The following is a 15,246-nucleotide window of genomic DNA, read 5'->3' on the forward strand; positions in this document are numbered from 1 at the left end:
CTTTTTTATCCTTAAACTAATTTTGCAATTCTTGCTTGTATTTCAGACAATCTATAATTGAAATAAATTTTGTATACTTTTGTCATTCCATTATACGTTACCACATGGTTAACATAGGTTCCTTTTAGCGTTCTCAATTGATCATCAAATAGGACACATTCCTTCCCCGATAATGCACTATCGATAAACCATTCAATCAGGTCCGCTTTCTTATACGTTTTTTCTCTAATCATTTCTTGGGTGTCTGCGTTATAAATTTCTAATTTAAACAAATAAATGCACCTCCCAAAATCTAAGTTAAATTAATCATATCTTATTTTGGAATGAATTTATTAGAATAATTGTGAAATTTAATGGACATCTTCTTTTTTTTGTGAATATTTAATCCCCTCGATTCTAAAAAGCCCCTTCTTTAAGCTTATAATTGGAAACAAAAATGCCTGAACTAAAAAGAATACTCCCCAAGCTTGTGTAGGAATAAATGAAGTTAAAGTAGATAGATTAGCAGCATCACCAGCAAACTTTGGATGTATGATACTCATTTCGAAAATTTCAATGGCACTTTTAATTGAGTCAACAAGCAAAATCGATGCAAGTAAAAGAAGAAAATGATTAATGATAGTTTGTTTCCCTTTGATCAATAATAGCAGAAAACCGAAAGCAAAACTTACGATCCAAATCAACCCAAAAGCGTTCCTAACCCATAAAATCAAGTTTAAAAAAAGAATACCAAGGAGAATATCAATCAAAAGTGTATATTTTTTCCTTCGGATCAGCCAAAAGGAAATAAACCCCATGAAAGAAGAACAAATATAGCCCGCCATACTGCAAATTATCCCTTCAATCTTCCCTGATTCCTGGACCATATGTGATTCCCTCTGAATTACTAAGTAATGCAATCTTCTCTATATGTCCACCAAATAAAGCAATTACAGCATGCCCTGATTCATGAATGACTGTATTCAATACCCTAACATAATCTCCCACAATAGGAAGTTGGACCAAAAGAAAGGCAATGAAGATAAAAAGAAAAAATCTTCTACTAAATTTACTCTTTATCCGTTTCAAATAATATCCCTCTTTTTGAATATTCGTATTTATCAATTAATTTATATTCTTTATATCTACATTGTCAATTTTTATGCAGTTTGTCACCTTTAATTCTTTAAGGTGCACTTCTTTTTTACTATTTTTTATATCAGAAGATGGATTCAACAAAAATTTCTTTTAGTTCATTTTTTCCAAATTATGTAGCTGATTGGACAAAGTAACAACTTGTGTGTTAGCATTAAGTTGTAAGTATTGATAGTTTCATAATTTAGAAGGAGGAATGACCTTGATACAATTTCAAAATATCGTAAAGAAATATCGGACCAAGACAATTATTCGTAATTTTTCATTAGATATTGAAGATGGTCAGCTTGTTGTATTTATCGGACCAAGTGGATGCGGTAAAACAACATTATTAAAAATGATTAATCGTTTAACCCAGCCTACTTCAGGTAAGATTTTCCTTAATGGTACGGACATCTCAAAAATGAACCCCATCGAATTAAGAAGAAACATCGGTTATGTAATCCAAAATACCGGACTTTTCCCTCATATGACAATTAAAGAAAATTTAGAGCTCATTCCCAAGCTTAAAGGGGAAAGTATGGATCTGATTGAAAAGAAAACGGTAGAATTGCTGAAAATGGTTGGATTAACAGAGGAATATTTGCAGCGTTATCCAAAAGAGCTAAGCGGAGGTCAGCAGCAAAGAGTCGGGGTTGCACGTGCTTTCTCAACAAACTCAGATATTATCTTGATGGATGAACCATTTAGTGCATTAGACCCTGTCACCAGGAGTGCCCTTCAAGAAGAGTTATACCAAATGCAAAAAGAACTTAATAAAACGATTATTTTCGTCACTCATGATATGGATGAGGCAATTAAGATTGCAGATAAAATTTGTTTACTAAAAGACGGAGATCTACTTCAGTATGATACGCCAGAGAATATCTTAAAAAATCCAACAAATGACTTTGTTGAAAATTTTATTGGAAAAAGAAGAATTTGGAATAATCCAGAAATTTTAAAAGCTGAAGATATTATGATTCAAAACCCTGTTAAAATTACAACAAAACGTAATGTGCTCCAAGCCATTGAAATTATGAAAGAAAACAAAGTTGACAGCCTAATGGTCACAGATAAACAAAATGCCCTGATCGGCTTAGTCACTCTAAAAGGCATTCAATTGCATAATCGTAATGCCATTATTGAAGATATCATGGAGCAGGAAGTTCTTTCTATTTCGCAGGACACAGATTTAATAAGTGTATTAAAGACGATGAATGACCACAAAATCGGTTATGTACCTGTGGTTAATAATTCCAATCAATTACTTGGGCTTATTACAAGGAGCAGTATTCTTTCTGCCTTAAGCAGTCAATTAATTGAAATGGAGGTGGCATTTTAATGAGCGTATTTTTTCATTATTTAACTGCCAACTATAATCAAATTTTAAGTTTACTAGGACAACATCTTTATTTGAGTGTCTTTGCTGTTTTGATAGCCATTATTCTTGGAGTTCCACTAGGAATCCTTATATCAAAAGAGCCAAAACTCTCAAAACCGATCATTGGGGTCACAAATGTTATTCAAGCGATTCCAAGTTTAGCTTTATTAGGATTTCTCATTCCATTTATCGGGATCGGAAGTACTCCGGCGATCGTTATGGTTTTCCTCTATTCACTACTTCCAATCGTGAAAAATACGTATACTGGATTGACGAACATTGATCCCGAAATTCTTGAAGCAGCCAAAGGAATCGGTCTAACCAAAAGTCAAACGATGAAAAAAGTACAGCTGCCACTGGCCTTCCCCATGATCATGGCCGGGATTAGAATATCAGCCGTAACAGCTGTTGGATTAATGACGATCGCTGCATTTGTAGGTGCAGGCGGGCTTGGATACCTGGTTTTCTCAGGTGTGCAAACAGTTGACAATAATATGATTTTGGCCGGTGCCATTCCTGCTTGTATTCTGGCATTGCTAATTGACTTCATCGTTGGAAAGCTTGAATCTTCGCTTTCATACACAAATAAACGCCGAACTTCTCATTCGAAATCTTCCCATAAAAAAGCAAAAAGGGTACTCCTTTCTTTTGGGTGTTTAATTCTGGTTATTGCAGGTGTCATTACATTTTATTCAAGGGCTGAAGCAAAGGACAAGATTGTCATCGGTTCAAAAAACTTTAGTGAACAGTTGATTCTAGGAAATATGCTTGCAGATCTTATCGAGGATAAAACAGATCTTGACGTTGAAAGGAAATTGAATCTTGGAGGGACACAGGTAGCCTTCAGTGCTTTAAAAAACGGAAATATTGATATGTATGTTGATTATACTGGAACTGGATTGGTAGATATTCTTAAAAAAGATCCAGACAAGAATCCAGATCATGTCTATCAAACGGTGCAAAAGGACTTTAATCAAAAATATGGTATCGAGTTATTAAAACCACTTGGTTTCAACAATACCTATGCATTGGCGGTTCGACAAGATACTGCTAAACAATATGGATTGAATACACTTTCTGACCTTGCAAAAGTGAGTAATCAAATGATTCTGGGACCAACCATAGAATTTCCAAATCGGAAAGACGGATTAATTGGACTTTCCAAAGCCTATCAAATGCAATTCAAAGATGTAAAGGCCGTTGATGGCGGTTTACGGTATACGGCTTTAAATAATCAAAAAAGTGATGTTATTGATGCCTTTTCTACAGATGGTTTACTAGAAGCCTTTAATCTAAAAGTCTTAAAGGACGACAAGCACTTTTTCCCTCCTTATTATGCGGTACCGCTAATCAAAAAAGAAACGTTAAAAGAACATCCTGAACTTAAAAAAGTAATCAATTCCCTTGCTGGAAAACTAACGGATGAAAAAATGAGGGAGCTTAATTACAAGGTTGATAGCTTAAAACAATCACCTGCAAAAGTAGCAAAAGATTTTCTGAAAAACGAAGGTTTAATAAAATAATTTCCTTTTAATGAATAGAGAGCTGGTCAATATACACCAGCTCTTTTTCTATTCCGTTAAAAAGTGGATCACCCGTTCATAAGTTTGTTCATCGCCAATAATTAAAAGAATATCCCCTTCTAATATAAGTGCATATGGCCCTGGAGATATGACCATTGCCCCGTTTCTTTTCATTCCGATTACGGTTCCTCCAGTATTTTGCCAAAAATTCAAATCTGAAATTGTCTTGCCAATATGTTTACATTCTGGAAGTACTTCAACCTCTATTGGGGCCAATGGATTGGTATGACGAAGCTTAACAGCATAATCCATGATCTTATTCAATGTCTCAGCGATTTGGTCGTCCAGCTTTTCCCTTTCAGTCATTAAAGAGTTCATTTGTTTTTCCAAGTCTTTTACACTGGCTATATTTGAAAAACGATTTATGTATTTAAAAGCATTCTCCTTTGAAGATATGATAATTCCACTGCCTTTTGTAGATTGGACAATTTCGACATCCTCTAGGATTTTAATTGCTCGTCTAACGGTTTCTGGAGATACCTTGTATTCACTTGCCAAGGTAGATCTCCCATGAATTTTCTCACCCACTTTATAGTGGCCATCGTTTATTCGATTGGCCAGGTCGATTGCTATTTTTTCGTAGGTTGGAATTTGTGCTTTTTGCACGACTAACCTCCACACTTTCTAAAAAAGTTTGTCATCAATGATTCATTCACTCAAAAATAGAAGCTTGAAAAAATTCTTTTACTAAAAAAGATGCTTTAATACTCGTACGATTCCACGAAAAATAAGCGATAAAATTCCTTCAGCTATCTCACCTAAAATTTCTCCGCCAATTTCTTTAGAAGCAGACTTTAAACGCCCCTCTTTTTTCCGTTCACTAAATTTCTTCTTGAGCATAAAATCAACTCACTTCTATTGTTTGTTGTTTATATTTTGCCCTTATCCCAAATATAAACTGTCTTACATGATTTTATTTTATCATTAAAATAAAATTACGAATAATGATTTTTTGAATTAAAAAGCCCTGCTTTAACAATAGTTAAGCAGGGCTTTTTTTAAGGGAGTTGTTTAAGTTTGTTTTCGATTGGCTCTCTTGGTTTAGGCTCAGGGATTTCATCGGGAATGCCAACTGCTAATGTACCAATAACATCGTAGTCCTCGGGAACTCCAAGAATTTCACGGTTTTTGTCTGAAATACTGATGGATGACCAAAATGTTCCAATTCCTTCCGCCCATGCTGCCAAATTGAAATTCTGAATAAAGCATGCTGTTGCAAGAGCATTTTCCTCAGTTTCCACTGCTGTTTTACCATGCTTGGACAACACCACCATCACAAATGGTGCATTTCCAAAGTTTGTTTTATGATTTAAATTAACTCTTGTTTCAGGACCAATTGTAAATACTTCCCAGGGCTGTGTCATGCGATGATTGGGAGCCATTGCTGCAGCCTGTAACCATCGCTTAATTAGAGATGGATCAATGGGATCAGTTTTAAATTTTTTTATGTTTCTGCGCGTTGTGATGACATCTAAAATGTCCAATTATTTTATCCTCCTGATGTTAGAGTGAGTGACAACTTTTTTATAAAAATTTTTGTTTAGATATTATTTATACCTTCCTCTCGAAGTATTTCAACGAAATGGGCCAGGATCTTTGCAGTCAATCCCCAAATAACTCTATTCTCATAAAGATAGAAAAATTCATCCATTTGTTTTTTCTGCCAGCGATACTTTGCTCCTCCAACAATTAAATGAAGCGGAAAGTTTTTTTGTGGCTCAGGTTTTAGGTCAACGTAAAAAATTTGAGGTTCATTTTCCAAAAAAAACGATAATGGAACTGTAAAGATTTCACCTACCTCAGATGGATTTGGATGAATATTTTCAAAATGATCAATAAAACCTGCATATGGATACAAAATCATTCCAAAAGGAGACAACAGAACATCTAACGGGAAAACTCCTGAGATTTCCCCATTCTCAATACCTAATTCTTCTGTTGTTTCACGAATTGCTGCACTTTTTTCATCTTTGTCATTTAAATCAATTCTACCTCCAGGAAAGCAGATTTCTCCTGGCTGTCTTCGGAGTTCAAGTGAACGCACTTCAAATAAAACATGTACTTCATCTTCTTTTCGAACAAGAGGCAATAGAATAGCATATTTTGCAAAATTCTCCTTCCCCAAAATGGAAGGTGTTCTATTTTTCAGTTTGCTTATAACGTTATTCAACTTCATGCTTCCCCCAATTCCCTTCCCTTCTTCTTCACCTATTCTACTCTACAATTCGAGCAAATTCTTCAAGCGTTGTAGAGTAAAAAATATATTGTCTTGGGATAAGATAATTTTTATTTGTTTTCCCGTTCTCCGTGTGGACCAAAGGGTTATCTGTTAACCCATATTGATAATATTTCTTCGCTTCTTCAAGTGCTCGCTCATTAAACTTACCAAATGGATATGACAGAACAAAAACTGGTTTCCCAGTCATTCTTTCTATCTTTTCTTTAGAATCTTTAAATTGGTATTCATAATTGGTTGTCGGTTTTGTCAAATCTGGATGTGTAGCCGTATGTGATTGTATGGAAAAAATTCCTGAATCAGCTAGAGCTTTTAACTCCACAGTAGTTAACCGATTAGGACGACCAACAAAATCAGAAATAGCAAAGATCGTTGCTTTTGGCTGAAAGTTTGGAGTTTTTAATTTTTGAAAAATGGCATACGCTTTCAAATTGTTTTTATAACCATCGTCAAAAGTAATAAAAATAGGCTTGTTCACTTTTTCCCGTTCCTGCCACTGTTCAAAGGTAAGTAAAGTAAAACCATGCTCCTTTAGATAAGTCATTTGTTTTTCAAAATTCTCAGGTGTAACATACAATCCTTTTAATCCGTGACCAGTAAACTCATCAATTGAATGATAAAGGAGAATTGAAACTTTTTGCTCTGCAGCTCCATGTGAGGAAACACCAAAAATTAGGAGTAACAATAACAGGAAAACCTTTTTCATTAATATCACAGCCCTTAATAGTGATTGAAAGATTTTCCTTTATTGTTCCTTAATCAGTCCATTCTCATCCCTTTGTTAAAAGACTTATTCAATTTTTATGATCCAATAATATTATATTTAGTTTCCAACAATTTCATTATTTAAATTGTAACATACTGATTTATTGGTTTAAAACAAATAGACTCCAGCCTGTTAAATGAAGACAAGGAAATATCATTTATAAAAAGAATCCTCTTGAACAAAATAAGATCGTAGGTTTGAAAGGAGGTATAAGATGACTAATAGAAATGATAATCGAGAGCGAATGAATAAATATCCCAACAATAAGAAGCATGAAGCTGAGTTCTCAAGGGAAACAAGTATTCGAAGTGAAATAACGAAAAAAGATCTCCAAAATAAAAGTAAGTGATCACAACTAAAAAGAGACCGTGTGTGAAACATGGTCTCTATCTTATTGCTAGCTGTCTCGTTTGATTAATTCAGCAACAACAAAAAGATCTTTAAAGTAGGTTTCCAATTGCAATATTTCCAACCCGTTTTCTTTTAATACTTGGACTGTATTACGATTTAAGCAGCATCCATCACATATTTTTTTCCAAAATGGAGTTAACCAATCCTGTAAGTGTGCTAATTTAGAATTCTCCATTCGTACATGTTCAAAAAGAAGAATCTTTCCCTCTGGTTTACATACTCTTTTCATTTCCTCAATTGCTTTTTCGACATTTGGGATTGTACAAAAAACCAAAGTTCCAACAACTGTATCAAAAGTATTGTCCGAAAATGGAAGTTTTTCTGCGCTGGCATGAACAATTTCGATCGGAATCATTGATTTCTGTTTCTTTTGTAATGACCTCTCAATCATGTATGCACTTGGTTCAATCGCCGTGACACTTTCTAAAGAGTGATACAAAGGGAAGTTTATCCCAGTTCCTGAACCCAATTCAAGAACTTTTCCGCTGGCTTTCGATAATAAATTGATTCTTATTTTTTTAAAGCTTCTCTTTTCCAATGGGACCATGAAAGTATCGTACCATGTTGAAAATAACCTGCTCACTTTGTTCAACTCCAAAAAATATCTTTATGGTTATGTATTTTTAACTAATTTTCTGTGTTTTTAAATTCAGCAATGATAAAAATCTTTTTAAACGAAAAAGATCAAGGGAAGCACGAAAATGAACGTGTCTTACACTTGATCTTATCATAATTGGCTTTCTTTTAAATAACGTTTATACCCAAAAAGCTAAATCCTTTTGCAGACTTTCAACTGTTTTTGGTGAAAGCCTTACTTTTTCAGTCAAATTTGGATGGTCTAAACTAATTGTTAAGCTTAAATCTTCAAGAGGACCGTTCAAAAGGATGTTTTTTGCAGAAGCAGTTAATGGAAATTTCAAATAATGGACACTTGTTGTAAATTCGCGATCATCATGAACTTCTTCAAAGACAGCTTGAATTGGTTCATCGCCAACAAATAAAGTTAAATGGTGCTCAATGCCTTTTAGCTTCTTTAACAGAACAGCAAGCTTTTCCTGATTATCTAATTCAATGAAAAGGGTTGCGGATAACTCATTTTCATCAGGGAGCATCCCAGCGTATATACTAATGTATTCATCCAATTCATTTGGGTCTGTTAAGTCTTCACTATTCACTAATTCCTGAATTTGAAATAGGACCGTATTTCGATTTTCAAATAATAATGAAACGTTTGGTCCCACTTTAATTCGGCGTTTATTTTTATATGCAATCATTTTTTTGACATATTCATCTCGCCCTTGGCGATATGTATTTAATGGAATTAAATCCTGCCTTGTAATAATACCATTCATTCGACTTCCTCCTTTTTTTGATTAAAGTAAACGAACCGCCCCCAAATATAGTTTTAGGGACGGCTTGAAGGATTAGTCTTCTAATGAATCAAGTAATTTTTGGAAACGTTGTGCATGGACGCGCTCTGCTTTAGCCATTACTTCCATCCACTCGCCTACTTCAGGGAATCCTTCTTCACGAGCAGTTGCAGCAAAACCAGGGTACATTTCGGTGTACTCATATGTTTCACCAGCGATTGCAGATGCAAGCATTTCTTTAACACTTCCTACTGGAAGACCAGTAGCGGGATCACCTTCACCATTGTTTCTTAATGTTTCAAAATGGCCAAATGCGTGTTTTGTTTCGCCGTTTGCAATGTTACGGAAAAGGCTTGCTACTTCCTCTGCTCCTTCGATGTCTGCTTTTTCAGCAAAGAAAAGGTAGCGGCGATTTGCCTGAGACTCTCCAGCAAATGCAGCTTTTAAGTTTTCTGCAGTTTTTGATCCTGTTAAATTTGCCATAATTAAAATGCCTCCAATTCAAAAAGATTTAATGGTCCATATGGTTACAACCACCATGCTTTAAATCTGTTACAACGTATCTGGAATGAGTATTTTTACGAGAATTAAATCTACCAAATTGGAATAGATCCTAATCTTATGTATGATTTCTAGCAATAAATACTTCTTATTCCAATGTAGTAACTATTATTATTTTATCGTGTGTGATGAATTTGGTCAAAAATGGTGCTCAACACCTTAATCATAAAACTATTAAAATTCACATAATTGTCACTGTTATCCTTTTTAATTTTGGAAATCTTTCCTTAATCATTATCGGTTTACAGGGACAACTCCATAATATTCTTCAAGCGAAATACCACGGTCTGTTATTTCTTTTGCAATTGCTTTTCCCACGTAACGAAGATGCCATGGTTCATATTTATAACCGGTTATGGATTCTTTACCATTTGGATAGCGGATAATATATCCGTATTCGGCAGCATGTTCTTGAAGCCATTTAGCCTCTTTCGTATAACCAAAACAGTCAGAAGCGGAACATCTGCCATCTCCCTCGGTAACGTCTATGGATAAACCCGTTTCATGCTCACTTGTTCCTGGAAGTGCACTGTATGTTCTTGCTTTTTCATATCCATCTCTTTTAACGTATGAGTTAAACAAAGCTATCTGAGAAATATGTGATCTGTATGCTGAAACAGCTAATAAATGAATACCCTGCTCCTTTGCCCCTAAAAATAGCTTTTCAATTGCATCAGCTGCTTCCTTGCGCAATTCAGTCCTCTCTGATTCTGCAACGATAAATGGAATTTTTGTATATACAAGATCTTTTGGGATATAGGAATCTGGGAGCTTGTTTTGTTTATTAACCAAAACCGCAATTGCATTCGGTTTAGCCACAACTTGAATGTCTATATTATTTGAAGTATTTGCTTGGTTTTTATTTATGGTTGATCTTTCCGACAACGCTATTGCCTTTGGCTTGTGGTTAACGAGATTACTCTCTGTGGGATGTTTGATATCACTGCAGGCTGTCAAAATAAAAGTTAGTAAAAGACAAAAAGAAGTAACAGGTAATTTTCTTGACATCATGATCTTCCTTTATGATTTATTCTAGGTTTGTTGGAAACATTACACTCTTCTCGTCATTTTAATCCTTTATTTGGCAAAAAACAACATTGTTTTCAGTATTTAAAAATAGAGGTCTATTTTAACATAATTTTATTATGTAAACCTATATTTAAAGGCAGATCCCTCTCCATTACGGAAAAGGAATTAGAATAGCTATCCTTATTTAAACCAGCCTTTTTCCTTTGAATGTGTAATGGCTTCAATCCGGTTAGAGACTCCCAGTTTATCCATTATGGTTGAAATATAATTACGAACTGTACCAATGGTAATACAAAGCTGGTTAGCAATTTCTTTCGTGTTTTTTCCATTTGCAACTAAACCAAGAACGTCCATCTCACGCTCGGTTAATGGATTTTCTTCGCTATAAACATCGTCCATTAGCTCTGGGGCAAAAACTCTCCTCCCAGCCATCACGCTGCGGATCGAGTTTGCAAGCTCCTCACTGGGGCTATCCTTGAGTAAATAACCACTTACTCCAGCTTTTAAAGCTCGTTGAAAATAACCAGTTCTGGCAAATGTAGTTAGAATCATGACCTTACAGTTTTTCCCCTTTAATTCCTCTGCAGCTTCAAGACCACTTTTACCAGGCATTTCAATATCCATAATGCAAACATCTGGTTGGAATTTCTGGACCAAAGTTAGAACATCTTCCCCATTAGTTGCTTGACCAACTACATCCATATCTTCTTCCAAATTTAGGAGTGAACCCAGTGCACCCAAAAGCATCCTTTGGTCCTCTGCAATGACAATTCGTATCATTTTGTTTCCTCCTCAATACCCAACTTTACTGTATTTGGTACTTTGATATATAAACTCGTTCCCTCCGAAGTGATAATTTCTAAACTACCGTTTACAAATTCCAATCTTTCCCTCATGCCCTTTAACCCACTCCCCTTGTTAAGGTCTTCTTCTTTAATATTTGTTCTCCTCCCGTTATCCTGAACTTTTATAATGGTTTCACTCGGAGTTTGTTCGAAGCTAACACAACATGTAGTGGCACCACTATGTTTAACCACATTTGTAACTGCTTCTTTTAGGCACATACTGAGGATATTCTCTGTTAAGAGAGAAACGTTATTTAGTGGGAACTCCTGATTACAAATAAAGTCAATTTGGGCAGCAGCCAGCAACTGTTTAACCCGTATTAATTCATCCTTTAAACGAATACCACGCATATCAGCAACCATTTTTCTTACTTCATTTAATGCTGTTCGTGCTGTTTGCTGAACATCTTTTAATTCAGTTTTTGCTTTCTCAGGGTCTTTATAAACTAATTTCCTTGCAAGGTCACTTTTTAATCCGATCAGGGATAACTTCTGCCCTAACGTATCATGCAAGTCGCGAGCGATTCTTTGACGTTCCTCTTGTTTTACTAGTTCAGCGATCCTTTTATTTGCATCTTCCAGCTTTTCTTCAAGTTGGCCTCTTTCTTTACGGAAACGAAGACTGAACGGCAAAAGGATGATACTTATAAAAATAATTAAAACAAAGGGTACTTGTTTAATAAACAGGGGTTCTCGAAGAATAATTTTATAATTAATGGCCGCTACTGTAATCACTAGATGGAGAAAATAAAGGATAACAAATGTTATTTTCCCTTTTATATTTCCGATCAAATAGGCTAGGAAAAAAGCAAAATAAACATAACTAAACATAATTGTGGAAACAGCAGAAATACCAATTAGGATTGAAGTCCATAAATAAATCGTCCACCTTTTTGAAATAAAGGCAAACCGAAAAAAAAGAAAGAATAAAAGGGTTAACACAACTCCTATGATAATGAAGATTGTAGAAGGAGATTGTGAAATAAAATAAAATGGCAAAATCGCCAAAACAGTCCAAATATAAGGAGAAACTCCTGTCCCCTTCAATAACATCCAATACTTTTTAAACATAATAATTTCCTCTTTTAATTTAGTTACACAATTACCATTATTTTATCATATTGTCCCAAAAAGAATGACTCCCTTTACAAATTGTAATAGAGGAGTCATTAATAACTAGAGTTTCTATTTTAGTTCAGGCTTCATTTTAACTGCAATTGATTTTTTAGGAATTGCCTTGACCTGGTTAAACCCGACAAACTTTTTCATTTCCCCATCCCAAAGGTGGTAACGTAAACAGCTAATGCTTTCTGAAAGTGTAATAGTTGGTACATTTTGTAATACCTTTGTCTGATTATGTGCACTTTCAAGAGAATAATTTGGAATCCTTGGACTTAAATGGTGCACATGATGATATCCAATATTCCCTGTTAGCCATTGTAATAGTTTTGGTAATTTATAAAAAGAACTTCCCTCTACTGCTGCTTTAACATAATCCCAATCCTTATTTCCTTCAAAATATGAATCCTCAAATGTGTGTTGTACATAAAAAAGCCAGATACCTGCAGATCCAGAAAGCAGAAAAATTGGACCCTCTACTAACAAAAATGCTTTCCATCCAATTGCCAAACATAGTAGGCTGGATACCAAAATAATCAATAAATTAGTTAAATAAGTGTTGATTCGTTCCTTTTTCCTGGCAGCTTTTCGATTAAAACGGTTTTTAAGCAAAAATTGATAAATGGGACCCAGTACAAACATGATGAACGGATTACGATATAATCTGTAGCCAAGTTTTACCCCAGGAGAGGATGCCCGATATTCTTGTACTGTTAGCATCCAAAGGTCACCAACACCTCGTTTGTCTAGATTACTACTCGTTGCATGATGGACAGAATGTTCATGGGCCCATTGTTCATACGGAAACAAGGTCAATACACCCGTAATGGTTCCAATAATTTTATTGGCAAGTCGATTTTTAAAGAAGGAATGGTGACAGCAATCATGAAAGATAATGAATATACGTACTAAAAAACCTGCTGCAGCCACGCTAAAAATAAATGTAATGATATAAGAAATAGATAATGATCGATAGGCAAGAAACCATAACAAAATAAACGGAATAATTGTGTTAATGAGCTGCCAAACACTATCTTTTGTTGTTGATTTTTCATAAATAGCAATTTGATTTCGTAAATGTTTTAAGGTCATTTTTATAAATTCCTTTCTTTATAACGTTATTTTGAATTATATAGAACAGGAAACGACCTTGAAAGTAGCAGTTATCATATATGTTATATGATGAATGTCATATAATTCATTTTCTGATTATTAAAAGAACCTTTGAAACGCTGAGTACGACTTCGTTTTACATATTATATTTCCAACGAAAAATGTTTTTTTGCAATTCCTTTGAAAGTTTCTTCATCAATTACGTCTTTTATTGTTTCACCCTTCATATATTGAGTGAATGAAGAATCTGTCAAAGTGATATGACCGTTATTTTTATTTTTTGTCATTAATGGATGTTTATTAAAGGTGGAATCTGGATGGACGCTAATGATCTGTCGAATTTCATCTAATTCGGATAGGTCATTAACAGGTTTATTGGAGTCGAAGCAATAACCTATTTTCCAATCGTTATCTTTATTATGCAACTTTATTTCAAGAATATAATCTCCAAATTCATTTTTCACAGGAACGATTCTAAATTCTCCAATGGCAGACTGTATAATTTGACCTGCCAAAGGAACTGGTTTTAATGGCAAATTCACTCCGAAACCTGTATCAATTAGATAGTTTTGATTATTGTGCATTAAAAGAATAGCTATATGTGTTCTCCCTGTTGGGCTCCATCTTTGTGGTTGTTGGTTATATACTACACCACGAACTAACCTTACGTTAAAGCCATTTTCCAATAAGAAAAAATAGAAAATTGGATTTATTTCATAGCATAATCCACCTTCGTTTTTCAACAAGATCTTATTTATAAGGCTTTCTTTTGATATTTTATAAGAATTTCCAAAAATAATATTGGTATTTTCAAAAGGAATGGTAAAGGCAGTTTTTTCAAGAACTTGATCCAGCATTTCAAAACGAATAGTTTCATTTTGGGATATACCAATTCTTTTTCGCAATAATTGATCTACTCCAGTCTTCATTTTATATCTCCTCTTTATACTTGCCTTATTTCATTTTACCATTTTACATAAGTTTGATCTTTACTTCCAAAATTATTTCTGTTAAGAAGTGGGCTGTAAGAAAAAAACAAAAAAAAATAAACAACAAGTTGATGTTGTCTCAATATAATGTACTAACACCCCTTCTCAAATTCCATTCGTTTACCGGCAGGATTGAACTTAATAAATGAATCTAGCCTAATGAAGGGACAGATGCAGGTGATAAAGTGAATAATATTCAAATTTATAATTATAAATTTCAAAATCTCCAGGAATGCAATATGTCTTTTGATGTAGTTTTCAAGCGAATCATCAAGTTTATGAAATTGAATCCAAGCGGTAACTTCCGATTAATGGTCGGGACTGATTCGCAAGTACATGAAACAAAAACAATTTTCATTACAGGAATTGTGATTCAAAATAAAGGGAAAGGTGTTTGGGCCTGTATTCGTGAAGTGATCATCCCATGGAAAATGAATTACCTAAGGGAACGGATTTCTTATGAAACTTCTTTAACAGAGGAAATTGTATCCATGTTTACAGAAGAAAAGAAAAATCAAATGATTGATATCGTCCTTCCTTATTTGTATCAGGGTGCAACCTTTAAACTAGAGGGGCATCTTGATATTGGTGCCGGAAAAAGAAACAAGACGAGAGAATTTGTTGAAGAAATGGTTACGCGGATTGGTTCAATGGGATTTGAGCCAAAAATAAAACCAGATGCCTTTGTAGCATCAAGCTACGCAAATCGATTTACAAAATAAAAGAA

Annotated in this window: 20 protein-coding genes; 4 read left to right on the forward strand and 16 right to left on the reverse strand. The window is 34.4% G+C overall.

Annotation, left to right across the window (positions count from 1 at the left end; translation table 11 throughout):
* Nucleotides 1-11 precede the first annotated feature (11 nt).
* The 3 genes from RCG17_RS27565 to RCG17_RS27575 form a co-directional block, all read right to left on the reverse strand.
* A complete protein-coding gene (locus RCG17_RS27565) occupies nt 12-272 on the reverse strand; it encodes a hypothetical protein (RefSeq protein ID WP_308173182.1) in 261 nt (86 codons plus the stop codon).
* 78 nt (nt 273-350) lie between these two features.
* Nucleotides 351-866, reverse strand: coding sequence for a M50 family metallopeptidase (locus tag RCG17_RS27570; RefSeq protein ID WP_308173183.1), 516 nt, complete (start codon nt 864-866; stop codon nt 351-353).
* Complete coding sequence (locus RCG17_RS27575) at nt 841-1,068, reverse strand: M50 family metallopeptidase (protein WP_308173184.1); 228 nt, start codon at nt 1,066-1,068, stop codon at nt 841-843. The genes RCG17_RS27570 and RCG17_RS27575 overlap by 26 nt, the downstream gene beginning before the upstream one ends.
* A gap of 268 nt (nt 1,069-1,336) precedes the next feature.
* Between RCG17_RS27575 and RCG17_RS27580 the strand changes: the two genes are divergently transcribed.
* Both RCG17_RS27580 and RCG17_RS27585 read left to right on the forward strand, forming a co-directional pair.
* A complete protein-coding gene (locus tag RCG17_RS27580; RefSeq protein WP_374120882.1) occupies nt 1,337-2,458 on the forward strand; it encodes an ABC transporter ATP-binding protein in 1,122 nt (373 codons plus the stop codon).
* Complete coding sequence (locus RCG17_RS27585; protein WP_308173186.1) at nt 2,458-4,020, forward strand: ABC transporter permease/substrate-binding protein; 1,563 nt, start codon at nt 2,458-2,460, stop codon at nt 4,018-4,020. Before RCG17_RS27580 ends, RCG17_RS27585 begins: the two co-directional genes overlap by 1 nt.
* 48 nt (nt 4,021-4,068) lie before the next feature.
* Here RCG17_RS27585 and RCG17_RS27590 read toward each other — a convergent pair whose 3' ends face one another.
* From RCG17_RS27590 to RCG17_RS27610, 5 genes are all read right to left on the reverse strand, one after another.
* Nucleotides 4,069-4,686, reverse strand: a complete 618-nt coding sequence (locus RCG17_RS27590; protein ID WP_308173187.1) for a GntR family transcriptional regulator — start codon at nt 4,684-4,686, stop codon at nt 4,069-4,071.
* Nucleotides 4,687-4,767: 81 nt separating this feature from the next.
* Nucleotides 4,768-4,920, reverse strand: a complete 153-nt coding sequence (locus tag RCG17_RS27595) for a hypothetical protein (RefSeq protein ID WP_308173188.1) — start codon at nt 4,918-4,920, stop codon at nt 4,768-4,770.
* A 158-nt stretch (nt 4,921-5,078) separates the two neighbouring features.
* Nucleotides 5,079-5,564: a nitroreductase family protein gene (locus tag RCG17_RS27600; protein ID WP_308173189.1), complete on the reverse strand. Its 486-nt coding sequence runs from the start codon at nt 5,562-5,564 to the stop codon at nt 5,079-5,081.
* 56 nt (nt 5,565-5,620) lie between these two features.
* Entirely contained in the window at nt 5,621-6,256 is a 636-nt protein-coding gene (locus RCG17_RS27605; RefSeq protein ID WP_308173190.1) for an NUDIX hydrolase, read from the reverse strand.
* Nucleotides 6,257-6,293: 37 nt separating this feature from the next.
* On the reverse strand, nt 6,294-7,022 hold the full coding sequence (locus RCG17_RS27610) for a polysaccharide deacetylase family protein (protein ID WP_308173191.1): 729 nt from the start codon (nt 7,020-7,022) through the stop codon (nt 6,294-6,296).
* A 274-nt stretch (nt 7,023-7,296) separates the two neighbouring features.
* On the opposite strand from RCG17_RS27610, the gene RCG17_RS27615 reads away from it, so the two are divergent.
* On the forward strand, nt 7,297-7,431 hold the full coding sequence (locus RCG17_RS27615) for a hypothetical protein (protein WP_308173192.1): 135 nt from the start codon (nt 7,297-7,299) through the stop codon (nt 7,429-7,431).
* 48 nt (nt 7,432-7,479) lie between these two features.
* Here the strand turns inward: RCG17_RS27615 and RCG17_RS27620 are convergent, their stop codons facing one another.
* From RCG17_RS27620 to RCG17_RS27655, 8 genes are all read right to left on the reverse strand, one after another.
* Complete coding sequence (locus RCG17_RS27620) at nt 7,480-8,076, reverse strand: class I SAM-dependent methyltransferase (RefSeq protein ID WP_308173193.1); 597 nt, start codon at nt 8,074-8,076, stop codon at nt 7,480-7,482.
* 172 nt (nt 8,077-8,248) lie between these two features.
* On the reverse strand, nt 8,249-8,845 hold the full coding sequence (locus RCG17_RS27625) for a DUF3501 family protein (RefSeq protein ID WP_308173194.1): 597 nt from the start codon (nt 8,843-8,845) through the stop codon (nt 8,249-8,251).
* 72 nt (nt 8,846-8,917) lie between these two features.
* Nucleotides 8,918-9,346 carry a rubrerythrin family protein gene (locus RCG17_RS27630; RefSeq protein ID WP_308173195.1) on the reverse strand — a complete coding sequence of 143 codons (429 nt, stop codon included), beginning with the start codon at nt 9,344-9,346 and terminating at the stop codon, nt 8,918-8,920.
* A gap of 312 nt (nt 9,347-9,658) precedes the next feature.
* The gene (locus RCG17_RS27635) at nt 9,659-10,432 is read right to left on the reverse strand and encodes a M15 family metallopeptidase (protein ID WP_308173196.1); all 774 of its coding nucleotides are present in this window, start codon (nt 10,430-10,432) and stop codon (nt 9,659-9,661) included.
* Between the two features lie 201 nt (nt 10,433-10,633).
* A complete protein-coding gene (locus RCG17_RS27640) occupies nt 10,634-11,233 on the reverse strand; it encodes a response regulator (RefSeq protein ID WP_308173197.1) in 600 nt (199 codons plus the stop codon).
* Nucleotides 11,230-12,369: a sensor histidine kinase gene (locus RCG17_RS27645; RefSeq protein ID WP_308173198.1), complete on the reverse strand. Its 1,140-nt coding sequence runs from the start codon at nt 12,367-12,369 to the stop codon at nt 11,230-11,232. Before RCG17_RS27645 ends, RCG17_RS27640 begins: the two co-directional genes overlap by 4 nt.
* Nucleotides 12,370-12,483: 114 nt before the next feature.
* On the reverse strand, nt 12,484-13,509 hold the full coding sequence (locus RCG17_RS27650) for a Delta(5) desaturase DesA (RefSeq protein ID WP_308173199.1): 1,026 nt from the start codon (nt 13,507-13,509) through the stop codon (nt 12,484-12,486).
* Nucleotides 13,510-13,673: 164 nt separating this feature from the next.
* Nucleotides 13,674-14,435: an arylamine N-acetyltransferase family protein gene (locus RCG17_RS27655; RefSeq protein WP_308173200.1), complete on the reverse strand. Its 762-nt coding sequence runs from the start codon at nt 14,433-14,435 to the stop codon at nt 13,674-13,676.
* A 323-nt stretch (nt 14,436-14,758) separates the two neighbouring features.
* Here RCG17_RS27655 and RCG17_RS27660 point away from each other — a divergent pair, with 323 nt between their 5' ends.
* Complete coding sequence (locus RCG17_RS27660) at nt 14,759-15,241, forward strand: ribonuclease H-like YkuK family protein (protein ID WP_308175982.1); 483 nt, start codon at nt 14,759-14,761, stop codon at nt 15,239-15,241.
* The last annotated feature ends 5 nt before the right edge of the window (nt 15,242-15,246 follow it).

This window comes from Neobacillus sp. PS3-12, assembly GCF_030915385.1.
Classification (GTDB): Bacteria; Bacillota; Bacilli; order Bacillales; family Cytobacillaceae; genus JAEVLT01.